This window comes from Actinoplanes xinjiangensis, assembly GCF_003148685.1.
GTDB lineage: Bacteria > Actinomycetota > Actinomycetes > Mycobacteriales > Micromonosporaceae > Actinoplanes > Actinoplanes xinjiangensis.
In genome coordinates, this window is sequence record NZ_QGGR01000023.1 from 24,330 (window position 1) to 49,463 (window position 25,134).

Below are 25,134 nucleotides of genomic sequence, written 5' to 3' on the forward strand. Positions count from 1 at the left end.
GCGGTCACGACCGGATCTTCACCGCGAGGCTGGTCGCCCGGCCATCGAGGTGACCGGCCTTGCGGGCGATCACCGTGACGGTCAGCTTCTTGCCGCGCATCGACGACTTCAGCTTCAGCGTCGCACCGGTCACGCCACGGATGAGCTTGCCGTTCAGCCGCCACTCGTACCGGTAGGCGTCCACCTTCGGCGACCACGAACCGGCCGCCGCCCGCACGGTCCGGCCGACCTTGGCCGTGCCGGTGACCTTCGGGCGGGCGGTGGCCTTCGCGGCCGGGCCGCGGGTGACGACGGCCGAGGCGGTCGACGAGGCGGTTCCGGACGGATGCCCGGCGCGGGTCGCGGTCACCCGGACGGTGAGACGCTTGCCGAGCGCACCGGGCGTGATCTGGTACGCCGCCCCGGTCGCGCCCCTGATCACCGCACCGTTGGCGTACCACTGGCAGGTGTACTTCGTGGCGGCCGGGGACCAGGTGCCGGCCGCTGCCCGCACCGTCGAACCGACCCGGACCGTCCCGCTGATCGCCGGTGCCCTGGTGGCCCGCAGCGCCGCCGCCGGGGCCGGGTCGCCGACGGTGAGCGCCGCGCCCTGGCCGTCCGCGGGCTGAGCGGTGAGCGCCCAGGTGAAGGTGCCGTCGGCGACGGCCTTCCCGGCCGCGTCCCGCCCGTCCCAGGTGGCCCGGATCTGCCCGGACGTGCCCGACCCCGACAGCGTCCGCAGCGTCGCGCCGGCCCGGTCGCGGATGGTGACCTGCCACGACGCGGCCGGCTTCGACAGCCACCAGGTGCCGGACCAGTTCGCCGCCGCCGTCGAGACCTCGGAGTCGATCACGGACAGCGGTGATGTCGCGATCCCGGTCGGCACCACGTGAACCCGCTGCGCGTCATCGGCCCACGCGACACCGCCACCGAACCGGTCCACGGTCCAGCTGGTCCCCGCCCCGTGGGAGGAGCCGAGCTCCGCCTCGGTGACCAGGGTCCGGGCGGGTGCGCCGGTGGTCAGGTCGGACAGCTGGAGACCGGCGCCGGCCACGTACGCGACCAGGAAACCGTCCCCGAGCAGCACCTCACCGGCGGGTGCCGTGACCGTCCTACGGGCGACCCGGTCGTAGACCCCGGAGCCGTGATGTGATCCCCAGTAGTCGACGCACGTCCAGTACACCCACCGGCCCACCGCCTGCAGCTTCGACGGAGTGCAGTCGTTGGCGGTCGTGAAACTCTCCCCCGGCGTACCGGACGGGAGGCTGGTGGCCTGAACCGCGCCACCCTCCGCCGACCCGCTCCACAGCGTGGCACCCCACACCGCCGAGCCGACCCGCTCCCGCTTCTGGAGCACGGTGCCGGTGCCGGTGGCGGGGAACCGGACGACGTACTGATCCTGCCCGCCACCGCCCAGCCCGGTGACCACGCCGTAGCGGCCGGACAGATCGGAGAGGTACGGGCTGTCGGCGCCGGTGTCGACGCTGGGCCCCCAGGTGCTGCTGCCGTTGACCCTCAGCATGGTCAGGCCCTGCTCGGTGCCGTGTTCCCGGCCGTGCAGCCCGGTGCCGTCGGCGAACATCCGGATGCACCGGTCCTGGTGGCCGTCCAGCGAGCAGAAACCGTCCCGGCCGCCGGCGTAGTCGTCCACGGTGCTCCGGACGACACTCGGCACGCCTCCCGGTGCCGGGCTGGTCAGCCAGGTGCTCCGGTACGCCCCGATGGTCGTCGAGGGCGCGTAGGCGGTGCTGTTCGCGACCGTGGTCAGGACACCGCCGCCCAGGGACAGACCGTGGACCTGTGCCGGCATCGGCTGTACGGCGGTCAGCCGCTCCCGCACCACCGAACCGTCCGCGGACTCGCGCACCCGGTAGATGCCGAGGTCGGTGTCACCGCGCCACACGTCCTCCTCGGCGCCCGCCACGAGGACCGAGCCGTCCGGGGCCTGCACCAGCCCGTGTGCGCCGAGGCCCAGGACCTCGGTCATGTCGGGGTCGTCGACGGTCGCCGGAACGGCCCAGAGCGGCTCGCCCCGGAAACGGCTGTTGCCGGTCCTCATGCGGTCCATGGCCAGCAGGTGTGTTCCAGTCACTGCGTACGACGCGTCGTACCCGAAAGCGCCCACCTCGACCGTGCGGGGCTCCGCGCCAAGGTCCTGCCGCGGGTAGACGTCGATCGCGCTGCGGCCCATCCGGAGCCGGAGCACCGAGCCCGGTGCGAGCTTGAAGCCGGACACCTCCCAGGACTCACCCGAGTCGAGCCGGTCGGGCAGGGCCACCGCGGCACCACCGGCCAGGTCGGCCAGCGACCAGTGCGGGCCGTCCGCGGTCTCGTACCGCAGGATGAGGGCCTTGCCGTCGCCGTCCTCCACGGTGATGTCCGTGGCGTCCGTGGGCAATCCGGTCACCGGCGTTCCGGTCACGCCGCCGTTCGCCGAGCGCCACAGGTGGTACGTGTCATCCCCACCGCTGGTGACGACGACACCGCCGTACGTACCGCGGTAGGAGTGGCCCTCCGGAATCGCCACCTCACCGATCACGCCGGAGGAGGCGGTGAGCAGCGTCACCTTCGGTGTCGGGGACGCGTAGAAGAGCGCCACCGTGTCGGACCCGGTGCCGCTGATCTCGAAGTCGGAGTCCATGTTCCGGAAGTAGCCGGAGTTGAAGTCGTATCCCAGGGGGGACCGCAGCCGCTGCGCCAGAGCCGTGGTGATGCCCGTGCCGTAGTCGGTCCACAGCAGCCGGTCGTCACCCTCCTGGAGCCAGAGGAAGCCGGTCGTGCCGGCGGTGAGGATCTGGGTGGCCCGGGGCACCGCCCGTGCCGCCGCCGGAATGACCAGCTCCGCATCGCTGACCGCGGCGAAGGCCGGTGTGGGCAGCGTCGTCGGGGCCGTGGCGAGCACCCCGCCCAGTCCGGCCGCGGCAAGCATCGCCACCGCGACCCTGGTCCTGCTGTACTGATTGATCGTGCTCACGGCCGCGGCTTTCTCCTACCCCCGAGGCGTGGTCCCGGCGCGCCGCCGCAACGACGTTACGGCCCCGTCCCCACGCGTGTGTGGCAGCAGCCTACCGAACATCGACCGTCTGCGCTGTACCTGATCCAGCTCTGTGGAGAAACGCGGAAGCCCTGGCGGACAACGGTCCTGACCAGGGCTTCCGGAGGGTGGTGGAAATCGGCTCAGCGGCGATAGGTCCGCTTGGCGAGCGTGCTCACGTTGCCCGCCCTGTCGTACGCGCGGAGCTGGACCGTGAACTTCTTGCCGTACTTCTTCGGGTTCAGCGTGAAGCTGTAGCCGGCCTTCGTGTCGGTGGCGACGACCTTGCCGTTGACGAGCAGCTGCACCTTCGCGACGCCGTTCCGGTCACTCGCGGCCGCGCCGATCGTCGTGTTCCTCGTCAGCTTCGCGTTGTTCTTCGGCGCCCGGGTGAGCTTCAACGTGGGCGCCACCGTGTCGTTGACGACGACCCGACGAGCCACCGTGGTGTTGCCCAGCTTGTCGGTCACCACCCACTCGATGGTGTGGTCGCCCTGCGCCTTCAGGGCCAACGTCCAGGCCCACGGCGAACTCGTGGCCCTGGCACCGGTGACCCGTACCGCCTGGATACCGCTCGGGTCGGAGGCCTTCGCGGTGGTACGCACGCTGCCGCGCACCAGCGCCCGATTGCCGGGAGTCACCGAGCTGATCGCCGGGCCCGCGTTGTCGACGTGGTAGACGCCGCCCTCGTAGCTGCCGTTGTCGGCATGGTCGAAGACATGGAACGCCAGGGACTGGTCGCCGTTGAACCCGCGACTGTCCCAGGTCATCGTCCACGGCGCCGCGGTGCTACGGGCGACGACCGTCCCGCCCGGGCCGCGCATTTCGATGCGCGCGGTGTCGCTGGAGACGTTCGTGGCCCGGAACGTGACCACACCATGGATGAGTGACCCGGGCGCCGGGGTGAGCGTCGCGTCGGGACGGAGCACGTCCGCCCGTACCCTCGTGGACTTCTCTCCGATGTTTCCGGCCGCGTCGAAGGCGCGGATGGTGATCCGCGGCTCCTGCTCATGCACCGAGGTCGGCAGCTCGACGCGGACCTCGCGGGGCAGTGGGCTCTGATAGGTCGCGGTGACCGCGCCGTTCACCAGGACCTCCACCTTGGTCACCGCGACGTCGTCTGACCAGGACGGAGTGATGTCGCGGTACCAGCCCAGCAGCTGGCCCTCGGTGAGCCCGGTGGCGGTGACGGCCGGCGGGTTGGTGTCCTTGCCACCCGGGGCGGTCGGCGCCGGGTTGAGGATCAGCGGCGCGGTGTCGTTGGACTTGTCCAGGTCGTCGGCGAAGCGCTCACACGTGCACGCCGGGTTCACCTCGACCAGGCCGGCCGCGTCCTGGATCACCTCGTCGACCCGAAGTTTGAACGGCAGGCTGAGGGCGTACTCCTTGCCGAGCTTCAGATAGCCGTCGAGTACGCACGCGTACTGCACCGCGTCGGTGCGGGTCCGCTGCGCCTCCGTGGCAGGGGCGCACTCCGGTGAGGCGCTCTGCACGGACGTGCCCGGCGGGATCGTGACGACCACGAGGCCGTGCGGCACGCCGGTGCCGATCCACTTGAGCGTGGCGGGCCCGTCGTTGCGTACCGCGGGCTTGAGCTGGACCACGTCGCCGACCGCGCCGTAAACCTTGCCGCCGGAGGCGACCAGATCCGCGCTCTGCCGGCCGGTGATCGACACATCCACGAACTGCCAGGGGTAGACGCCCGTCTTCGCCGGCGGCGCGTCGTCGAGCAGCGGCAGGACCGCTCCGTCACCGGGCGTGCCGTACGGCCGGTGGTACGCCTTCTTCTCCCAGGTGAACTGGGACATCATGGCGCTCGGCGCGTAGGCGTCGGCCGGGGCGCGAAGCGGCAGATCCACCCGGTACGACCGGCCCGACTCCAGGGTCCGGTCGAAGACGCAGGCCTCCAGCTGCCCCAGGATGTCGTAGGTGCAGTTCTTGTACCGGCTGTCGGTCGCGAAGCCGTCGATCCCGAAGAAGGAGACAGCGACGCCGTCGATCGAGGACCGGCCGGTGTTGGTGAGCGACAGCGGTGCCGTGAAGATGGCACCCGGCGTGGCCGTGGCCTGCACCGTCGGGCCCGCACTCAAGGGCAGGAAGTCATCGGCCCGCGCGGGGGCCGCCAGAGCGAGGGGCAGGGTGAGAGCGGCCAAGGCGGTGAAAACACGCCGGGCCGTGGTGTTGTGCATTTAGTTGTCCTCCCGTGTTGCCCGCATCCTAAAGATCGGCGGCGGTCCTCGCTGCCCGGGTGATCAGTGTCATGACGGGTGACGGGATTCCAACCCCCGCGCCACATCGGACCGGACGATCACGGTTGCCACGGAGGATCCGCGCGACGGAACCTGATCAGTCCGTCGGCAGCGGCCCGATGGCGTCGACTCGTCCCCACACGTCCGGCGGCGGGAAATCGGCGGGACACGGGATGGTCTCCACCTGCAGCGCCGGGTCCGGAGCCGGTACTCCGGTCACGGACGCGCACGTCACCCAGGAGAATTCCTCGTACGTGCCGCCACCGCCGCCCGAACCCCGCCCGTTCACGGCGAACTGCGCGGTGACCTGGCGTCCGTCCGCCGTGATCGCGAGCAACTGGGAATCCTTGCCGCGATCCCGCAGGCCGGGCTCGATCTCATCGCGGAGTCTCTGACCGGCCCAGGTCTCACCGGCCGCCTGACGCAACTGGTAGCTGAACCCGAGCCTGGAACTCGACATATCCGCGGCCAACGTTGTCAGCAACCTTGTCGCGGCTCTTGCCCAACGCAAGTCGCCGGCGCAGGGGAACAACCGAAGGCGCCGCCCGACCGCGCACCAGCACCGCTTGGTGGGAAGCATCCGAACACCGGCAAGGCCGCGGCCGATGCAAAAACCGCCCTACCAGAAGTGTCTGGTAGGGCGGTCCAAATCTGAGCGGGTGACGGGAATCGAACCCGCACTGTCAGCTTGGGAACTCGCGGAGGTGATCGATCTAGCCAAGGTCAACAGGCTGCGCCGCTGGCCGGAGTGGTCCAGGCTTCCCGCGGCTCCCCGGGGCTCCCCGCCGTCACGGGCACGCCGGGGGCACGTCTGGCTATCGGCGGAGCTTGTTCCGGCGCGGTGGTCACTCGCCTGGCGGGACTCGCCAATTCAGTGGCAAGCCGGCGAAGCCGGTGCGGCAGTCGATCGCCGGAACCACGAATTAGGTCGACCACTGATGCGATCGTGGCGGCGTCTTGGACCGTGGTTTGGGCGCGGGTTCCGGCGGGTGTCGACGGCTTACCGCCCCGGCGCCGAAGGCTGGCCGGGGCGGCGTGCCGTCGGCTGGCTCGCCGCGCCCGCACCGCGCGAAGCGCGGTGCCTTGATATCAGAGAGGCCAATTCGGCAGTACCCTGAGAGGCCTGAGAGGCAGGCTGAGAGGCAGACCTGAATGGCCTCCTGCCAAGCCGACACGACTCCCACCTGACCCGAACCTGCGCCTTGTACTCAGGATGACTCGCATCGTCCTGCAGAGAGAAGTCCGTATGAAAGGCGCCGAAACGATACGGACCCTTGATCATCCCGACGATGACACAACAATCTCAGAGGGCCGCGAGCACCACCCGCTGATGAGGTGCAAGCTTGGTTGGTGAGGCTCCATTGGCGGACCTAATATGCCGGGTTAGATCAGCGTAAACCCTCGACCGACGGCATGTTCATCAAATAGGGTGACCTACGATCGTAGAGTGCGGGCGTCAATGTGCCGAGAGGAATGCGAATCATTGACCTTCACAGAAAGACTGCGCAGCTGATGCCAGAGACACCGGCTGAATGGCTTGAAAGTCAAGCCGACAGGACCTTCGCGCGTCAACGAGCCGAGGTGGACACCGCGAAACTTGTTGCGACATTCTCGACAGGGGTCACGACAACGCTAGTCGCGACTTCACTGCAAGTAGGTGAACCCAACGGGTGGGACCTCACTGGCGTAATTCTGCTAGCTGCGGCTGTTCTCGCGGTCTTTTATCTTATCCTTCTAGATAGGATAACTGAATCCGATCAAAACCAGTTACTCGAAATATCTAAACTCAATGGTTGGACGGATGCGCAATTAGTCAATGAGCTTCGAACATCCATGCTTAAGGCAACATACGTGAACACCGGAGTTGTTACTAACGTGCGACGCGCCTTAGTTGGCCAAGTGTTTCTGAGTTTGATGGCGGGAATTTTTGCTTGTATATCCTTGTTGAGGTAAACAGACAAAGTTTGGGTGCAAAGGATCGGAGGGGCAGGCGGTGATTAGGGTAATCGGTTGGGGGCCATGGAAGCTTCCGGGTGAAAAGCGGCGTTGGCGCGAGGCCGAGGACCGAGCGCGAAGGAACGTGCTCTTGGCCGAGGAGGCCCTGTCCAGGTCTCAAAAGCCGGACGATACTCCCCTTGCACCGGACGATGCTCCCCTTGCAAATGAGGCGAGCGTTACTCAAGCTGATGAGGCGGAAAAATCAGCACTTGTATCGGCACCCGAGGCTAGAGGCGTAGAGGAAAAAGTCCAAAGAGAGCTCGAATCTGTTAAGGGTGGTTCTGCTCAAAGCTCAGCGCATGCTTATCTGGCCCGCACATCTTGGAGGTCGCCAACTACTCAATCTGAGGTCGAAGAGCTGAATTACCTTTTCAACTTGCCGGCGGTTCAGGCCCGAACTAATGAAACAGTTTCTGACCATAACGCTGTTGCGTTCTTGGCAGGTGATGCGAGACAACGTGACCGTAACGAAGTTAGGCCGCTGACCCATGACTTCGGTTCCAGCTTTCTAGATATTAAATCTCGTGCCGATGAAACAGCCCGATCGGGAAATATCGATAGCCTTTATGATTTTTTCGAGGCGACTGTTATCCAGAATCCTGGCGAACCGTCTGTATACGACTTGTATGCCTATGTTCTAGTTGCCCGCTATAGTGACCGCGACGGGGCTAAGCGAGTCTATGAGCGTGCCGTTAACATCTGGCCTAACGATCCAGACCTGGTCGGCAACTTCGCCTTATTTGCAAAATCTGATTTGCAAGATAGGAAGCTTGCTGACGAGCTGTTCTCCCGAGCGCTCGAGCTAGACCAGGATCATGTCAACAACGTCTCCAACTATGCTGTATTTCTTTCAGAAGAAGGGAACGTAGACCGGGCGAGGCAGCTTTTTGTTGAAGTAGCATCAAATGGCCCACGAGAAAGTCGCCTGGTTACCCGGTATGCCGAGTTTTTGGCGATGCAGGGAGAAATTGACCGTGCGCGGGGACTTTTTAGTGAAGCGCTCTCGATTGATCCACGAGACGCAGTAACGTACGTCAGATATGCCGAGTTTCTCGCGAAACACGGCGAGCTTCAACACGCGCGCGATATGTATGAATTAGCAGCAAATCTACAACCGACCGCCGCAGATATCGCTCGGCATTTTGCTATCTTCGCCGAAGAAAACCTTCGGGACTATGATCTTGCCGAAAGGCTATATGTTCGAGCATTGGACTTGAGCCCTCGTCATGCTCGGATCGCCTCCGAATTCGCCGACTTGCTCGCCGAACGCGGACAATCTGATCGAGCACGCGAATTGTTTGAGGAGGCACTTGGGTGGAATCCACGAGAGGTGAGAGCCTACACTCTGTTTGCTAAATTTCTAGCATCGCAGGGTGATTTGCCGCGTGCGCGAGCCTTGTATGAGTCTGCTGTCAGCATGCAGAGCGTAAACAGCGATCTCGTTGGCAACTTCGCGATCTTTGCCGAGGATGAACTCCAGGACAATACCCTTGCGGAGGAGCTCTATAAGCGTGCGATAGAGCTGAATTCGCATCATGGTAATAACATTTCCAACTTTGCAAACTTTCTTGCCAAGAACGGTCACGATGACCTCGCGGAGGAGATGTTTTCCCGAGCTATCGATGTAGCGCCAAGAGAGAGTCGCTCTTTTAGTCGGTACGCTGAGTTCTCAGCGGATCAGGGCAACATTGCGCGTGCACGAGAACTTTTTGAAGAGGCCCTAAACCTTGAACCGAGGAATGTCTGGTTAAATGTTCAATTCGCCGTATACCTTGCTGCGCAGGGAGATTTTGACCGTGCGCGTGAATCGTATGAGAAAGCTATCGCTGTAAGTCCGAAAAACGCTTTGCCGATTGCCTTTCTCGCTGCATTCCTCGCTACACAGGGGGAGTCGGATCGCGCCCGCGATCTGTATGAGCGGGCTCTTGCTATGGATCCGCGAGATAAATGGATTTACGCGAGCTTTGCTGGATTCCTTGCCGAGCAAGGGGAAGATGCACGTGCGCGTGACCTATATGGGAAAGCCCTTGCTATAGACCCACGGTATGTATGGGCGGTCGGCTCGTTCGCCGGCTTCTTGGCGGACCGTGGTGAGGTTGCTCGTGCGCGTGAGCTGTATGAGCAGGCGCGGGTGAGCGATCCTCGGAACGCTTCGGTTTGTGTTCAGTTCGCTGGTTTCTTGGCGGAGCAGGGCGAGGTTGCTCGTGCGCGTGAGCTGTATGAGCAGGCGCGGGTAAGCGATCCGCGGAACGCTTCGATTTGTGTTCAGTTCGCTGGTTTCTTAGCGGAGCAGGGTGAGGACGATCGTGCGCGCCAGTTGTATGAGCAGGCGCTGGCCATCAACTCCCGGAGCACATGGACGTGTGTTCAGTTCGCTGGTTTCTTAGCGGAGCAGGGTGAGGACGATCGTGCGCGCCAGTTGTATGAGCAGGCGCTGGCCATCAACTCCCGGAGCACATGGACGTGTGTTCAGTTCGCTGGTTTCTTAGCGGAGCAGGGTGAGGACGATCGTGCGCGCCAGTTGTATGAGCAGGCGCTGGCCGTTGATCCGCGGGACACGTGGGTCTACGCCCGGTTCGCTGGTTTTTTGGCGGAGCGGGGTGAGGACGATCATGCGCGCCAGTTGTATGAGCAGGCGCTCGCCGTTGATCCGCGGAACACGTGGGTCTACGCCCGGTTCGCTGGTTTTTTGGCGGAGCAGGGCGAGGACGATCGTGCGCGCCAGTTGTATGAGCAGGCGTTGGCCATTGATCCACGCGAAGGTCGGGTCTACGCCGGGTTTGCTGGTTTCTTGGCGGACCGGGGTGAGGACGATCGTGCGCGGGAGTTGTATGAGCAATATATGTCGACTCACCCGCGAGGCGGGATGGTACTCCTGCAATTCGCCGCCTTCTTTGCTGAGCGAGGGGATCTGGCTCGTGCGCGAGATCTGTATGAACAGGCCGTGGCTAGCGAACCACGAAGCGTCTTCGCGCATGTGAAGCTCGCCAGCTTCTTAACAGCGCAAGGTGAAATTGACCGTGCTCAGGATCTGTATGAGAAAGCCTTAGCTGTCAGCCCGAGGAACGTCTCAGCTCATGTTCAGTTTGCCGCCCTTCTGGCGAGGCGCGGGAACGCCGACCGTGCGCGGGATTTGTACGAGAAGGCTCTTGTCATTGACCCGCGGAACGTTTGGGGGTTTGCGCGCTTCGCTGCCTTCTTGGTGGATCAAGGAGATTATGCTCGCGCGCGAGAGTTGTACGAGCACAGTCTTTCGCTAGATGCTCGAAACGAGTGGGTGATTGGACACTTTGCTGGCTTCCTGGCGGACCATGGAGAGATCGAGCGCGCACGGGCGTTGTACGAGCAAGGTTTGGCCCTAGTTCCACGAAACGCATGGTTGAAAGGGCGTTTTGCTGCGCTGTTGACGGAACTGGGAGAGGTGGATCGTGCTCGGGATCTATATGAGAACGTCTTAATACTCAAACCACGGGACGTCTCTGCCTATGTTCAATTTGCCGCATTCCTAGCAGGGCATGGAGATCCCGAGCGCGCGCGCAAAGTATACGAGAGGGCCCTTTCGATTGATCCATACAACGCTTGGTCGCATGCTCAGTTTGCTGGCTTCCTGGCGGATCGGGGCGAGTCAGTCAAAGCTCGCGAAATACTCGGAAAGGCTCTCGATATTCCTATTAAGGATTCAGAAGTACTCGGTGATTGCGCGCTGCTTGCAGAGAAACTAGTACAAGACGATGATTTCATAGAGCGTCTTTACGGGCGAGCGATAGAATTAGATCCGGGCAATGGCAATAACTTGTCAAGGTATGGATCATTCCGCGCTAGTAAAGGCGACTTGGCTAAAGCACGTGAGCTTTTCGAAACCGCGATATCTCGGGATCCTCGCGAAATTAACACGTATCGTCGATATGCTGAGTTTCTTGCTAAAGAGGGGGAGGTCGAAGACGCTGTTCGGATTTTTGAAAGTGCGGCTTCAGCCACAGCAGAGAGCGATGAGTATTGGTTTCAGCGGGGAGTCTTCTATCACCAGGCGCTAAGCGATCTAGCAGTATCTCGAAACTCGTATCAGGAATTTTTGAAGCGGCGACCTGGTAATCTCTGGGCAAGGTCGAATCTTGCTCAGATTCTATTCGCTTCTAACCTTCAGGTAGAGGCGATCCAGTTTGCTGCGCCGATACTATCCGGTGCGGCCGACTTGGAAATCCTGATCGAAATTGAGTTCTGCTGGTTCTTACATGTGGAAGTGATTCCGGGACGCGCCTTATCGGCTGTAAAGAGGATAGTTCAAACGGGGGTGAGACTAGCTGATTGGAGCTTCGAGGTAAATGTCGATGCGGCCTTAGCTCAAGGACACCCTTCCCCCGAATTGGTAAGGACTTTGGCTGGAGTAATTACTGGAAAGCTACCAGTTGCAAGGTTGGAAGAATTCTCAGAGTGGAGGAGTGTTTAGCCTCACCGGGCGGTGACCTTAGCGCGAGAATTCTGGGTTCGGGAAGAGTGGCTTTCGAAGCAGAGGCCGAATCGCAGCCACAGTCTATGGAAGTGGCGAGTAGTTGAAATACCAGCTGCTCGCCTTCTGTAGCTCGGAACGTTCTTCAGCAGTCATTTGCTGATACTCCTTCCAGAACTTTCCGATTTCAGTGCCCATCTCATCGGCGCGTATACTCTGCTTGCCGCCATCTGACGCAGCGAGGCGCCGTCGAGAGCGTCACGGGCCATCTCGCGTATCTTCTCATTCTCATGCTTGAGGAGTAGGCGGAGACGTTCCCTGACTCCGTCGGCCAGGCGGACGTTCCCACGCGCTATATCGAGGATTTCGTCAGACATGAGCGCCCGTTCCGGCGAGTGGGTGATCGTAGCCGGCTCCACCGCCGATGTCGGGAAGCTTGACCGACTCCAAACTATGATGCCGAGGCCTACGCAAACAGCCCCAGTGGTGGAGCGAAGGTTCCAGTAGGCCGTTCGCTGTAGGTCCCCGACCGCCTCTTTGTACTGCGCTTCAACGGCTGCGCGTTCCTCGGGGGTGCCGCGGCGGTTACGACCCTTGTTTCGTGCCCATGACAAGCACCGTAACCGTCAGTGAGATCAAGTTCTGTCCCGCGACGGCTCCTTGTCACGGGTCGCAAACTCTCGGAGCTGCATGAACCAACAGCGCGACGGAAGCGTAAGCCGCTGCGAGTCGGCTACATCGATCCTGCGTCGCAAACTCGGTGAAGGCGGTCTCGGTCTAATCGAGCCCGTGAGCACGGAAGCCTGCGAACGAGGACTGATTGCCGTCATCCTTCGCGGGCGATCTGTCGCACCCGTTCCCGGCTGTAGCCAGTAACTGTCACGATGTCGATCTGGCGCACGCCGGCCTGGTCCGCCTCTCGGATGGCATCGGCAAGCTCTGCACGCGCCTGATCAACCCTGTCGCGTGCGTCGGCCACGATCTTGGCAGCTCGCTCCTGCGCTCGGGTGACGCCGGCCTCGGCTGCGCGAAGCTTCCGTGTCGCTGCCTCAAGGTCGGCCATTCGGTCATCGTCCCTGGTCAGCCGCTAGGCCAAGTGTCGTATCCGGCTACTTGGCCAATTACATAGCTTGCGAGTTGGCCAAGTTAAGTGTTTCCTATTTGGCATCCCCACCGGCCGCTCGGCGGACCCGTGAACCCCGGGCGGTCGGTGGGTCCAAGTCGAGGAGAGAAGCGATGTGGCTGGTCGACCTACACGAGCCCGGCGAGCCTGTTGTGGTCCTTTGGCCCGGTGGTTCACACAACTTCAAGATCCTGTTCAGTCATGCCGAGGCGGCGCCGCTTGCAGGCGAACGCTGGCGGGATTGGATCACCATCACGGGTTTCGTCGTCGAACCCAGCGGGCTTGAGTACCGGACAACGCGGTCCTTCTTCGTTCATCCAGTCGAGGGCGGCTATGCGCTCCTTCCGAAGAAGGGCTGAGCCGTGGATCACCTGGAGGGGCGCCCGAGCTGGGATTGTCAGGCCTGCGGCAGGCCCTGGCCGTGCGACCCTGCTCGGGAGGAACTGGCTACCGGCCTATCGCCCGCCGCCTTGCGTATCGAGATGTGGAACAAGCTGGAAGCTGCTTGCCTCGACATGCCCCACGGTCCGGCCAGCGAGATGTTCGAGCGTTTCCTTCATTGGACCGGCCGACCGGAGACCCGAGCGGGTCACGCGGGCGGGGGCGTAGTCAGTACCTGGCGCGGTCTTGAAATCAGGTCTGAGTAGGTCGGCCCTTGCTGGCCGCCGTCGATCAGTACGAACCATCCCCGTCAAGAGAGGTGGGAATCGTGGTAGCTTGCCCAATACATCCATGCATGAATAGTGGGGGCCAGCGTGCCGACTGATGGATCGCCCCAGCGACTTCGCATTGGGGCTGAGCTGCGTCGGCTACGTGAGGCGGCTCAGCTCTCGGGGGAGCAGGTCGCCCGTACGCTGGGTTGGTCGCAGCCCAAGGTCTCGCGAATCGAAGCGGGTCGCACTGCGTTCACGGTGAAGGACGTTGCCGGCCTGCTCGCCATCTACGGCATAACGGATGATGTGCGCGCCGAACTGCTGGGCGCAACAGCCGAGGACACCGGCGAAGGTTCCTGGATCGTCCGCGCCGGCGGCCTTCCTCGTCGGCAGGGCTCGATCGCGTCGCTGGAATCCGTCACGACCCGGATTCGGCATCATCAGCCGATCGTCATCCCCGGGCTGTTGCAGACGTACGACTACGCCTGCGCCGTGGTAGCCGCGTTCGGTGCCTCGGATCCTGACGGTGTGGCGGCGGAACGAATGCAGCGCCAGGAGATGTTGAAGTCAGACAAGGCGCCTATGTACGAGGTGGTCCTAGACGCTCGGGCGCTGCTACTCGGGGTTGGAGATGTCGACCTCATCAGGAACCAGCTTCGCGTCCTGGCTGACCGTGCCGAGTCACTACCTCGTCTGGCCCTCAGCATCATCCCTCTTGGTGCTCCTGTCTCAGCCTTCGCGACGTCTGGCTTCACGATCTACGACTTCCGAGTAGCCGAAAGCCCGCGGGTTGCATGGGTCGAAACCCTTGCTGGCGACGTGTATTTCTCGCTGCCTGAAGACATTGAGCGTTACTCCTCGTTGTTTGAGTCCCTACAGAAGGTTGCGCTCACACCCGAGAGTTCGGTTGGATACCTAAGATCGCTTACGGTCGATATCGAGCGATACCTGGCTGTTCCCAACCCGGGAGGTACGTGATGAAGCGCCCCGATTTCTCCAAGGCACGCTGGCGCAAGAGCAACAACAGCGGTGACGGCGGCTGCGTCGAGGTGGCCTACGTCGAGGGCGTGATCGGTGTTCGGGATACCAAGGACAACGGTCAAGGCCCGGTGCTGATGTTCAACGAGCTCGAGTGGAACGCCTTCCTTGCCGGGGCCGGCTCCGGGGAGTTCGATATCAGCCGGCTGGAAGACTGATCATCTGTGGGAAAGCGAACAGCGGGGCAGGATGCCGTGAAGAGCCGGCGTGCTACTCCGCTGCTCGCGGCTACTGGGATCTCGGTCACCGGTGACGGCGCGTTTCTGACGGCCGCACCCCTTTTGGCTGCTGCTCTAACGCGTGACCCGGTAGCTGTCTCCGCAGTCACCGCTGCGGTGTACATCCCGTGGCTCTTCTTCGGCCTTCCGGCCGGCGCGCTAGTGGATCGATGGGAACGCCGCCGCGTGATGCTCCTGGCGGACCTATTTCGCGCGGCGGCCCTGATGGCTTTGGTTGGGCTCCTCCTGGCGGACTTGCTCACGCTGCCGATGCTGGTGGGCGCCGTCGTCCTGGTGGGCATCGCACAATGCTTCTTCGACTCTGCTGCGCAGGCCACGATCCCGGCGATCGTCGGCAGGGACAAGGAGCAGCTCGCGAAAACGAACGGGCGCTACTGGGCCCTCGACACCGTCGGTCGTTCGCTCCTGGGGCCGCCGCTCGGGTCGATGACCTTCGCGCTAGGTAGAAGCCTGCCGTTCCTGTCCGATGCCGTGTCCTTCCTCGTGTCTGCGCTTCTAGTCCGGTTGCTGCCGGCCAACCAGGTTTCCAACGGACCGCACGAACCGGTGCTGTCAGCGATTCGGGCGGGCCTTCGCCATCTGCTTCGCACGCAGGATCTGCGGGTTTTGGCGTTCAGCATGGGCGCGTACAACGGCGGCTTCAACATCGCGATGGCGCCCTTCGTCCTCTACGCCAGCGACGTGCTCGACGTCCCGAACGCTGTCTACGGCGTACTGCTAGCCATGAGTGCCCTCGGTGGCGTTGCCGCTGGCTGGATGGCGAGTCCGATCACGCGGAACCTCTCCTACCGGCAGACGATGTCGATCGTCCTCCTGGTCCAAGGGCTGGCGTGGGCTGGCATTGCCGCGGTCGGCAACGTTTGGATTGCCGGCCTGCTTTTGGCCATCCTGGGCGCGGGCTCGTCGCTCTCCAGCGTTGCTGTGGGCTCTGCCCGTCAGGCCCTTACCCCCGATGGTCTCCTTGGCCGCGTCGTCAGTGCGTTCCGTCTCTTCGGCTTGGGCGCTGCCGGTGTTGGCGCGCTGGTGGGTGGCGCCATCGCCACGGCTTGGGGGCTTACCGCGCCTCTAGTTGCCGCCGCAATACTTCTCGGCACGGCAAGCCTCCTGAGCTGGCCTTACCAGCACAGCGCGTAGAAATCGGGCTGCGGTACCGACGAGTGGCAGGGTGATTTACGTTGCTTGATTGGTGTGAGGTCATGATGGTGTCGTGCTAGACAGGCGTCAACCGGGACAGTGATCGTTGGCGGCGGCGGTGACAAGTCCGGGCGACCTTGATAGTGCCCGTCAGCGCGAACTCCCTGGAGCGTTGCTAAAGGCCGGACACGGGTTTTGCTGTGCCCGAGCTCGGCCACGTCTGTTCGCTACCGGACAACGCCTCGACACACCGCAGCACCACGTGGGGCCAATATTCAGCCAACACCGACAACGACATTCGCCACGACGCCACCGTCAATGACTCGCTCAGAAGGCGAGCTGCCCGGTCAGCGTCGTCATTGGCTGCGATCACCTTGGCGACTGCGATGAGCGCTTGCGCCCGCTGCTGTGGGTCGGTGATTGAGCGGGCGATGGTTTCGGCTTGGCGGGTGTCGCCGGCGGCCGCGATCGCTAGCGTGACGGAGGTCAGGGCAAGCGCCTGCGAGTACGGGTGCGTGATTGAGCGGGCGATGGTCTCGGCTTGGTTGGTGAGGCGTCGGGCTCGGTCGGTGTCGCCGGTGGCCGCGACGGCCCGAGCGACCGAGGACAGCGCGTTCGCCTGCGGCTGCGGGACGGCGATCGAGTAGGCAATGGTTTCGGCTTGGCGGGTGTCGCCGGCGGCCGCGATCGCTCGGGTGACCGAGGCCAGCAGCTGCGCCTGCCACTCTGGGTCGGTGATTGAGCGGGCGATGGTCTCGGCTTGGTTGGTGAGGCGTTGGGCTCGGTCGGTGTCGCCGGTGGCCGCGACAGCTTCGGCGACCCAGACCAGCGTCTGCGCCTGCTGCTGTGGGTTGGTGATTGAGTGGGCGATGGTTTCGGCTTTGTGGGTGTCGCCGGCGGCCGCGATCGCTCGGGTGACTGAGATCAGCGTCTGCGCCTGCTGATGCGGGTCGGTGATTGAGTGGGCGATCGTTTCGGCTTGGTTGGTGAGGCGTCGGGCGCTGTTGGTGTCGCCGGCGGCTGCGGCGGCTTCGGCGACCGAGGTCAATGCTTGTGTTTGTTGCTGTGGGTTGGTGATTGAGTGGGCGATGGTTTCGGCTTTGTGGGTGTCGCCGGCGGCCGCGATCGCTCGGGTGACTGAGATCAGCGCCTGCGCCTGCTGATGCGGGTTGGTGATTGAGTGGGCGATGGTTTCGGCTTTGTGGGTGTCGCCGGCGGCCGCGATCGCTCGGGTGACTGAGATCAGCGCCTGCCCCTGCTGATACGAGTCGGTGATTGAGTGGGCGATCGTTTCGACTTGGCTGGTGAGGCGTCGGGCTCGGTCGGTGTCGCCGGTGGCCGCGGCGGCTTCGGCGACCAAGGTCAATGCTTGTGCTTGTTGCTCTGGGTTGGTGATTGAGTGGGCGATGGTTTCGGCTTTGTGGGTGTGGCCGGCGGCCGCGATCGCTTGGGTGACTGAGATCAGCGTCTGCGCCTGCTCATGCCGGTGGGTGATTGAGCGGGCGATGGTTTCGGCTTTGTGGGTGTCGCCGGCGGCCGCGATCGTCTCGGCGACCGAGGTCAGCGCCCACGCCTGCTGATGCGGGTGGGTGATTGAGCGGGCGATGGTTTCGGCTTTGTGGGTGTCGCCGGCGGCCGCGATCGCTCGGGTGACTGAGATCAGCGCCTGCCCCTGCTGATGCGAGTCGGTGATCGAGTGGGCGATCGTTTCAGCTTGGTCGGTGAGGCGCCGGGCCCTCTCGATATCACCTGCGGCCGCGATCGCTCGGGTGACCGAGGCCAGCGCCTGCGCCTGCTGATGCGGCGTGGTGATCGAGTGGGCGATCGTTTCGGCTTGGTTGGTGAGGCGCCGGGCCCCGTCGGTGTCGCCACTGGCCGCGACGGTTCGGGCGACCGAGGTCAGGGCAAGCGCCTGCCAGTACGGGTTGGTGATTGAGTGGGCGATCGTTTCGGCTTGGTTGGTGAGGCGCCGGGCCCCGTCGGTGTCGCCACTGGCCGCGACGGTTCGGGCGACCGAGGTCAGGGCAAGCGCCTGCCAGTACGGGTTAGTGATTGAGTGGGCGATGGTTTCGGCTTGATCGGTGTGGCCGGCGGCCGCGACTGCCTGGGTGACCGAGGTCAACGCCTGCGTCTGCCAGTCCGGGTTAGTAATCGAGCGCGCGATGGTTTCGGCTTTGTGGGTGTCGCCGGCGGCCGCGATCGCTCGGGCGACTGAGATCAGCGCCTGCGCCTGCTGATGCGGCATGATGATTGAGCGGGCGAGGGTTTCGGCTTGGTCGGTGAGGTGTCGGATTTGGCGCGGGTCGCCCGTGGCCGCGATCGCTCGAGCGACTGATATCAGCGCGTGTGCCTGCTCATACGAATCGGGGATCGAGTGAGCGAGGGCTTCGGCGCGGGCGGGTTGTCCCAGAGCTGCCCAGATCGCAGGTAGACCAGCGGGGACGTTGCTGTTGCGGTTAGCGAGGTTGGTGCGACGGATGCAAAGTCGCAGCATCGCTTCGAGGTCGGGTCTCGGCGTGGCGAGGAGGAGGTCCTGGCAAGTGATGATCTCGGAGAGGGCGGCGGCGTCGCCGCCCGAAAGCGCCAGCATTCGGTCGTGACGGTAGGGGTCGGTGACCAGATCAACTAGCCGGGGCAGCCCACCTGTGGTGGCCAGCATCCGGGGGTAGCCCAGTAGAAGGTATTCCGGGGTATTCGGGGGCCAGGGCGGGCCACCGTCGACGGGGTGGCGGTAGCGCCGTGCCCAGGTGTGGAGGCGGTCGCGGTAGCCACCCAGGAGGGCGTCGCCGATATAGCGGCGTGCGGTGGCGTCGAGTTCCTCGTGCCCGAGTAGATAAATCAGCGGGTCGTCCGCTGCCGCCCACTGTCGGGAGCCGCGGGTGAACGTGCGCCCCGCCACGGTGTGCAACACCTCTTCAATGGCGACTAGCCCGGCCCCGGTCAACTCGTGCAGGTCGTCTCCGGATAGGCCACCACGGGCCGCGGTCAGCAGACCGAGTAGATCCTGCTCAACTACGCTGCCGGTGAGTAGGCGTTTCAGCTCGCTCCGCCCGAGTCGTTGCAGGTCGCGGGCATGCGGGGAGCTGCTCAACGGCCGGATGATGGCCGAATCGCGCAGCGGATGCCATCCGGGCACGTCGTCCGGCACGGGTGGATTGGGCCGGCCGGCCACGATGACCCGCATGCCGGCCGGTGGCACACCCGGTAGCAATCCAGCGATGCTCCGCGCGTGCGGGCCAGTGGTGACTCCGAGGTCCTCGTCCAGGCCGTCGACGAGCAGCACCAGCCGTACACCCCGCTGCTGACAGTCGTATGCGGCTTGCCCGAGCAAGTCCAGCAGCCACGCCTCGCGCAATGACTCGTCGATCACCGCCGGAACGTCCTGGCCGGCTAACGCGGCCAACTGCTCGCCGACTACCGTGGTAAACGCCTGCCGAGTGTCCTGCGCGGCGAACCGGGCTGTGATGAAGAACGCCACCACCTGCACCCGCGAGCGCACTGCTTCCGGTGGGTTCAGCACAAACGTCGACAACAACGCCGACTTGCCTGCCCACGGCCCCGCCTGCCACCACACGTAGTCGCCGGACTGCTCGTCCAGGCAGAACCGGGCCAGCTCCGTCAGCTCCGACTCACGGCCTTCAAGTGAGGGCGGGGCGATCTGACGAACCTGCGCTAGGTACGCCGACCGCGGCACCAGCAATGGCCCAAACGCGGGTGGCCGCTCAGATTCCCGCATTAGCAGGGTGACCTGCGCATCGACCGTGTGTTCATCCAGACCGCAATCCCGCGCCAACGTTCGGGCGACCGCACGGACGTCAGCCTGAGCGGCTGGCCCGCCTCGGGAGATGATCCGGCGGATCACGTCCTTCTTCGGTGCCCCTAGAAGACGTTGGTCCCCACCGATCCGATTTTCCAAGTCTTCCAGCGATGGCCTGCCCGCCTGGAGGTGCAGGTCATAGAGGAGATCTCGAACCTTCTGCTCCCGACCGGGCTCAAGGTCAGGACGGGCCAGCTTCCGCGGCCGGCGAACCGGGACACGCTTAGCCGTTGCCGCAGACGGCCGGCGCACTCGTCGGGACTCGTCGGCATTCATCGTGGGATCGATGATGCCTCACCGCTACCGGTCATGGACCGCTCGACACCCGTCGTTACTCAGGTTGCCACCTTCCGGAGCGCCCGAGTCTGAAAGCGCAAGCCGGCGCCGGCTCCGCTTTCGTCTCCGACAACATCCAGGGAGCACCCGATGGCTAGATCCCCGCACCACTCGGAAAACCCCGAGCCGCGTTCCAAACGGATCACCCTCACCGTGATCACGGCCGTGATCGCCGGTGCCGCCCGAGCGCTAACCAGTTGGCTTCTGGACCACCTGATCGCCGGTAGCTAGACACAGCGCGGGGCGGCATCTATCCCTGTGCAGGTCAGACCCGCCCCGCGTCACCGCCTCGGAACAGAGGCCTACGGACATCCGTCAAGGACTTCGGAAATCGAAGATACAGCGACTTATCGCAGGTCAGGGCTGTAGCGAAACCGTGTTCGCAGCGATGCAGGGCCAAGTTTCAACAAATCCGCTCCATCTTGTTGCCGATCGATATGCACGCGTGCATGAATGATGGGAGTAAAGATGATCAAGGGTGGTGCTCGGATCCGGGTTCAGTTCGCGGATGTCTTTCCGGCGGGCTGCGTGCTGGTGCCGGACTCGATCGCTGAAGTTCAGGATTACGACGAGCTGACGAAGAGCCGTAAGCCGTCGTTCGACAAGGTGACCGGTCGGCGGGTTTACCAGGTGCGTGTCATGGACGCGGACCCGGAACTCGGTGCGCAGTCACGTGAGGTCGCGGTGAAGATCCTCGCCGTGGAGGACGCCCGCGGCGACCGGGCAGAGGACACGGAAGGGCACGCGAATCCGGAGGGGCACGCAGGGGGCACGCCTACCGAATAGAGATCAGAAACTACTGAGGCCCAGGTCGGCGATCGTGCCGCTGACCTGGGCCTCAGTCTGTGGAGCGGGTGACGGGAATCGAACCCGCGCTGTCAGCTTGGGAAGCTGATGTTCTGCCATTGAACTACACCCGCAAGCTGCACCACTGTACCTGATTATCCGAGTCGGTGGCGGCACCGCCCCACCATCGGCGAGGGGCTGCGGGTGGGTGCTGAGGTCAGCCGGCGACGGCCAGGAGGTTGGGTGTGTGGCGGGGTGCGCGCCAGATCCGGGCGTAGGCCGGCAGGAACGGGGTGGCCGCCAGGGGGAGGGCGCCGGCCGGGCCGTGGCGGCGCAGCATGGCGGTGTCGACCGTCAGCTCGAAGAGACGCCAGTCGACGTCGGGGGAGGCGTGCAGGGTGCCGGCCAGGTGGGCGATGACCCGTGGGTCGCAGACCGGGACCGCCAGGCCGGAGAGGGTGGCCTCGTCGTCGTTGTCCTCCGGTGGGTAGGCGTGCAGGGCATACCGCCCGTCGCGCTCCAGGTCGCGGCGCTTCGGTGAGTCGACGATGAAGCAGAAGAGCCCGTCGGCGGTGAAGACCGGGGAGACGGGGTGGACGCGCGGACCGCCGTCGGGGCGGATGGTCGCCAGGTAGCCCATGCCGGGGCCGTACTGCTGCAGGAGCGCACGGATGCCGTCAGCGAGCGCCGGCTCGGCGGCGGCGAAATCGGACCAGGAAGCCATGCCGGCATTCTATCGAACATACGTACGAGACAGCCACCGAACACGCCGATTCGGGCAGGTCGGTATGGTGTTGCGATGCTTCTCTCCGACCGGGACCTGGTCTCCGAGATCAAGTCGGGCGGGCTCTTGCTGGAGCCGTTCGAGCCGTCGCTCATGCAGCCGTCCAGCATCGACGTCCGGCTGGACCGTTTCTTCCGGGTGTTCAACAACCACCTGTACACGCACATCGACCCGGCCGAGCAGCAGGACGAGCTGACCGCCCCGGTCGAGGTGGAGGACGGCCAGCCGTTCGTGTTGCATCCCGGCGAGTTCGTGCTGGCGTCCACGCTTGAGGTGATCACTCTCGGACACGAGCTGGCCGCTCGGCTGGAGGGCAAGAGCAGTCTGGGTCGGCTGGGCCTGCTCACCCACTCGACCGCCGGCTTCATCGACCCGGGGTTCTCCGGGCACGTGACGCTGGAGCTCTCCAACGTGGCCAACCTGCCGATCAAGCTCTGGCCGGGGATGAAGATCGGCCAGCTGTGCATTTTCCGGCTGTCCAGCCCGGCCGAGCACCCCTACGGTTCGACCGTCTACGGATCCCGCTACCAGGGTCAGCGCGGCCCGACCGCCAGCCGTTCGGCACTGAACTTCCGGACCTGGCCGACCCGCTGACGGACCCGGCCGGCCCGCTGAAGGACCCGGCCGGCCCGCTGACGGACCGGGCCGACCCGCTGCAGGACCCGGCCGCCCTGCGCTGACCCGGCCGTCCTGCGCGGGCCGTGCTGCCCCCGCACGGATCCGGCCGTCCTCCGCGCGGGCCCGGTCGGTCCGCTGATCGGCTGAAGGACGGCCCGCCCGGCGCCGGTGAGAGCGGGTGGCCGTACCCCGATCGGGTGTTTCAGGAGGCGAACCGCCGGACGTGAAGCCCGCGCGCCGACGCCGCGCCGAGGACCTGCTCGATCTGTGCCGGGCTCAGCCCGGCCGTGGGGACCGGCAGCAGGCGCGCGCCGCGCAGCCGGAAGAGCAACTGACCGGAGAGGTGTTCGACCGACCGGACGGCCCGCCAGGCGTACGCGTGCCGGGCATCCGCGTCGGAGCTGGCGACACCGCCCTCACTGATCTCGTAGGTGGTGACCCGCCCGGCCCGCAGGCCGCGCGCGGTGTGGTTGAGAAGGACCACCGGGACGATCACCCCGAGTGCCGCACCGCCGGCCAGCAGCCCCGGACTGAGGTCGCCGGTGATCCCCAGCAGAAGCACCGCGACCAGCAGGAACGCCCATCCGGCGAGGCGGGCGGCGAGAACCGGGCGGCGCAGGCCGTGCCGGGTGGCGGCGGCGATCAGCGCCGGATCGGAAACCGCGGTGATCTGGATCTGCACCCCGGAAAAGTACCTTTTGCCCGGCATCGATCGGCACCGTCCAGGCGGCTGGTCCGGGGCCTACGATTGGCGGCGTGTATCTCATGATTTCGACGTACCTGAAGCCGCTCGACGAGGTCGACGCGGCACGAGCCGACCACCTGGCCTTCGTCGACGAGCTGGAGAAGACGGGCTACGCGGTCACCGCCGGCCGGATGGACCCGCCGACCGGCGGCATCATCCTGCTGGACGTGGACACCGAGGCCGAGGCGCACGAGCTGATCGCCAAGGACCCGTATGTGGTGCGCGGCCTGGCCCGTTACACGGCGACCGGCTGGCACCCGACCCGGGGTGCGCTCGCGGGTTACCAGCGCACCCGATAGGGCGCGGTCGGTCCACCTTGTCTACGGGTCGAGGTCCATTCCGGTCAGCAGGCCTCTGATCGCCAGCTCGGCCGACACCTCGGGCGGGCACTCGTCGACGATCACCGCCGCACCGAGGTACCGCGATCCGAGAAGTTCGCGCAGGCCGCGCGCCTGAGCTCCGGTGGCCGCCCAGTCGTCGACGACGAGGACGCGGTCGCCGGGGCCGAGAAGTCTCTCCCGGACACCGAGACGTTGCACGTCACCGCGGTGGTCGGTGGGCACGTCGACCCAGATCATCGGCTCGGCGATGGCCCGGCGCGCCCCGGCCCGGTACGCCTCGACGAACCCCACTCCGAGTGCCCGGGCCACCAGTGGCCCGACCATGAATCCGGTGACCTCGGGCGACACCACCACGGTCGGCCGGTCGTTCCGGAACAGGTCGGCGAGGGCCGTGCCGAGTCCGTCGAGGATGCGCGGATCACGCCACCATCCGGAGCGGTCGCTGACCATGTAGTCGTGGCCGGGGCCCAGATCGGTCCACCGGAATGCGGATCGGAGAAGGTCACGGAGATCGTCGGTCACCCGGACATCCTGTCACCGGCCGACGCCCTTGTTGGACCGACCGAATGACTCCGGTACCTACGTGGGGTCAGAACCGACTCAGCCTACGGGTCAAGTTGATGCCCGACGTCAGGTCGATCGGGCATGCTGTTCGGCGGAACCATGCCTACTTTCATGGCGGGACGACACCCGCTGAGCCCAGGGAACCGCGCCGGGATCGGCGCGGCCCTCATGCTGCTCACGATCGTGTCCGTGGTGGAGTACACCGAAGGCCCCCATGCGCGGTATGTCGGCCTGCTGGCGGCCGTGCCGTTCGTGGCCGCCGTCTTCGCCGCCTGGCAGCTGGTCCTCGGTGCGGGGGTGCTGGCGACGGTCGTCGGAGCGCTCTTCGTCGTCCTGTCCCGCGTGCCGCCGCCCGAGGTCGCGCACGATCCGGTCGCCCAGGGCCTGGAGACGGCCGGACTGGTCAATCTGATGGGCGTCGTGCTGGCCACCGGGGTGGCGGCGGCCGGCGCCACGGTCCGGCAGCGGCAGACGGAGAAGATCGGCGAGTTGCTGCGGCTCGCGGCGGTGGCCCAGCAGGCGGTGCTCCGGCCGATCGGGCCGCAGGTGGGTGCCCTGGCGGTGGCCGGCCGGTACATCTCGGCGACCGCCGCCGCGGACATCGGAGGGGACCTCTACGAGGCCCTCAACACGCCCTACGGCGTCCGGATCATCATCGGGGATGTACGGGGTAAGGGCCTGGACGCGGTACGCCTGGCGAGCATCGTGCTGGGTTCGTATCGGCATGTCGCGTACGAGCGGGCCGATCTGAAGACGATCGTGCAGGATCTGGACCGTGCGGTGGCCCGCAGCGTCGGCGACGAGGACTTCGTGACCGCGGCGCTGGTCGAGGAGCGTGGCGGCACCCTGACGATCGTCAACTGTGGACATCCGGCGCCGTTGCTGCTGCGCCGGGGCCAGGTCATTCCGCTGGAGCCACCGGCGCCGGCGCCGCCGCTCGGGTTCGTGCCCGAGGTGAAGCCCCGGGTGGAACGCCTGGAGCCGGGGGACCGGCTGTTGCTGTTCACCGACGGGCTGGGCGAGGCACGGCGCGACGGTGAGTTCTTCCCGACCGCCGACCGTGCGTGGCGCCTGCTGGGCCACGGCACGGTCGGGGATGGTCTCGCGTCGCTGGAGACGGCCCTGGTCGACTGGGTCCACGGGCGTCTCGAGGACGACATCGCGCTGGTGCTGCTGGAGTACGCCGGTCCGGACGGCGGCGCTGCCGTCTCGGTGCCGAGCTGGGAAGTCGGAGCCGCGGGCAGCTGAG

General features: G+C 65.1%; 17 protein-coding genes and 1 tRNA gene. 9 read left to right on the top strand and 9 right to left on the bottom strand.

Features of this window, described 5'->3' with window-relative positions; genetic code table 11:
• Positions 1-4: 4 nt before the first annotated feature.
• The 3 genes from BC793_RS36230 to BC793_RS36240 form a co-directional block, all read right to left on the bottom strand.
• Entirely contained in the window at positions 5-2,953 is a 2,949-nt protein-coding gene (locus BC793_RS36230) for a FlgD immunoglobulin-like domain containing protein (RefSeq protein ID WP_146246613.1), read from the bottom strand.
• A gap of 203 nt (positions 2,954-3,156) precedes the next feature.
• Positions 3,157-5,202 carry an Ig-like domain-containing protein gene (locus BC793_RS36235; protein WP_109600874.1) on the bottom strand — a complete coding sequence of 682 codons (2,046 nt, stop codon included), beginning with the start codon at positions 5,200-5,202 and terminating at the stop codon, positions 3,157-3,159.
• 157 nt (positions 5,203-5,359) lie between these two features.
• The gene (locus BC793_RS36240) at positions 5,360-5,722 is read right to left on the bottom strand and encodes a hypothetical protein (RefSeq protein ID WP_109600876.1); all 363 of its coding nucleotides are present in this window, start codon (positions 5,720-5,722) and stop codon (positions 5,360-5,362) included.
• Between the two features lie 1,626 nt (positions 5,723-7,348).
• On the opposite strand from BC793_RS36240, the gene BC793_RS49165 reads away from it, so the two are divergent.
• Positions 7,349-11,707, top strand: a complete 4,359-nt coding sequence (locus BC793_RS49165; RefSeq protein WP_158319480.1) for a tetratricopeptide repeat protein — start codon at positions 7,349-7,351, stop codon at positions 11,705-11,707.
• An 826-nt stretch (positions 11,708-12,533) separates the two neighbouring features.
• Here the strand turns inward: BC793_RS49165 and BC793_RS36265 are convergent.
• Complete coding sequence (locus tag BC793_RS36265) at positions 12,534-12,770, bottom strand: hypothetical protein (RefSeq protein WP_109600880.1); 237 nt, start codon at positions 12,768-12,770, stop codon at positions 12,534-12,536.
• Positions 12,771-12,943: 173 nt separating this feature from the next.
• Between BC793_RS36265 and BC793_RS36270 the strand changes: the two genes are divergently transcribed.
• The 4 genes from BC793_RS36270 to BC793_RS36290 all read left to right on the top strand — a co-directional run bounded on the left by BC793_RS36270 (position 12,944) and on the right by BC793_RS36290 (position 15,894).
• Positions 12,944-13,189, top strand: coding sequence for a hypothetical protein (locus tag BC793_RS36270; RefSeq protein WP_109600882.1), 246 nt, complete (start codon positions 12,944-12,946; stop codon positions 13,187-13,189).
• A 396-nt stretch (positions 13,190-13,585) separates the two neighbouring features.
• Positions 13,586-14,461: a helix-turn-helix domain-containing protein gene (locus tag BC793_RS36280; protein WP_158319481.1), complete on the top strand. Its 876-nt coding sequence runs from the start codon at positions 13,586-13,588 to the stop codon at positions 14,459-14,461.
• Complete coding sequence (locus BC793_RS36285; RefSeq protein WP_109600885.1) at positions 14,461-14,679, top strand: DUF397 domain-containing protein; 219 nt, start codon at positions 14,461-14,463, stop codon at positions 14,677-14,679. The genes BC793_RS36280 and BC793_RS36285 overlap by 1 nt, the downstream gene beginning before the upstream one ends.
• 36 nt (positions 14,680-14,715) lie before the next feature.
• Positions 14,716-15,894: an MFS transporter gene (locus tag BC793_RS36290; RefSeq protein WP_158319482.1), complete on the top strand. Its 1,179-nt coding sequence runs from the start codon at positions 14,716-14,718 to the stop codon at positions 15,892-15,894.
• A gap of 175 nt (positions 15,895-16,069) precedes the next feature.
• On the opposite strand, the gene BC793_RS36295 is transcribed toward BC793_RS36290, so the two are convergent.
• Positions 16,070-19,987 (bottom strand): hypothetical protein, encoded by a 3,918-nt coding sequence (locus tag BC793_RS36295; protein ID WP_146246615.1) that lies wholly within the window; start codon positions 19,985-19,987, stop codon positions 16,070-16,072.
• 528 nt (positions 19,988-20,515) lie between these two features.
• On the opposite strand from BC793_RS36295, the gene BC793_RS36300 reads away from it, so the two are divergent.
• Positions 20,516-20,833, top strand: coding sequence for a hypothetical protein (locus tag BC793_RS36300; protein ID WP_109600891.1), 318 nt, complete (start codon positions 20,516-20,518; stop codon positions 20,831-20,833).
• A 60-nt stretch (positions 20,834-20,893) separates the two neighbouring features.
• Here the strand turns inward: BC793_RS36300 and BC793_RS36305 are convergent.
• Positions 20,894-20,967, bottom strand: a tRNA-Gly gene (locus BC793_RS36305).
• 83 nt (positions 20,968-21,050) lie between these two features.
• On the bottom strand, positions 21,051-21,557 hold the full coding sequence (locus BC793_RS36310; protein WP_109600893.1) for a pyridoxamine 5'-phosphate oxidase family protein: 507 nt from the start codon (positions 21,555-21,557) through the stop codon (positions 21,051-21,053).
• Positions 21,558-21,632: 75 nt separating this feature from the next.
• Here BC793_RS36310 and dcd point away from each other — a divergent pair, with 75 nt between their 5' ends.
• Positions 21,633-22,211: a dCTP deaminase gene (gene dcd / locus BC793_RS36315; RefSeq protein WP_109600895.1), complete on the top strand. Its 579-nt coding sequence runs from the start codon at positions 21,633-21,635 to the stop codon at positions 22,209-22,211.
• Positions 22,212-22,437: 226 nt separating this feature from the next.
• Here the strand turns inward: dcd and BC793_RS36320 are convergent, their stop codons facing one another.
• Positions 22,438-22,917 carry a YcxB family protein gene (locus BC793_RS36320; RefSeq protein WP_109600897.1) on the bottom strand — a complete coding sequence of 160 codons (480 nt, stop codon included), beginning with the start codon at positions 22,915-22,917 and terminating at the stop codon, positions 22,438-22,440.
• An 83-nt stretch (positions 22,918-23,000) separates the two neighbouring features.
• Between BC793_RS36320 and BC793_RS36325 the strand changes: the two genes are divergently transcribed.
• Complete coding sequence (locus tag BC793_RS36325; RefSeq protein ID WP_109601065.1) at positions 23,001-23,279, top strand: YciI family protein; 279 nt, start codon at positions 23,001-23,003, stop codon at positions 23,277-23,279.
• Positions 23,280-23,300: 21 nt separating this feature from the next.
• Here BC793_RS36325 and BC793_RS36330 read toward each other — a convergent pair whose 3' ends face one another.
• On the bottom strand, positions 23,301-23,843 hold the full coding sequence (locus BC793_RS36330) for a phosphoribosyltransferase family protein (protein ID WP_203896566.1): 543 nt from the start codon (positions 23,841-23,843) through the stop codon (positions 23,301-23,303).
• A 123-nt stretch (positions 23,844-23,966) separates the two neighbouring features.
• Here BC793_RS36330 and BC793_RS36335 point away from each other — a divergent pair, with 123 nt between their 5' ends.
• A complete protein-coding gene (locus tag BC793_RS36335) occupies positions 23,967-25,133 on the top strand; it encodes a PP2C family protein-serine/threonine phosphatase (protein ID WP_109600899.1) in 1,167 nt (388 codons plus the stop codon).
• Position 25,134 lies beyond the last annotated feature (1 nt).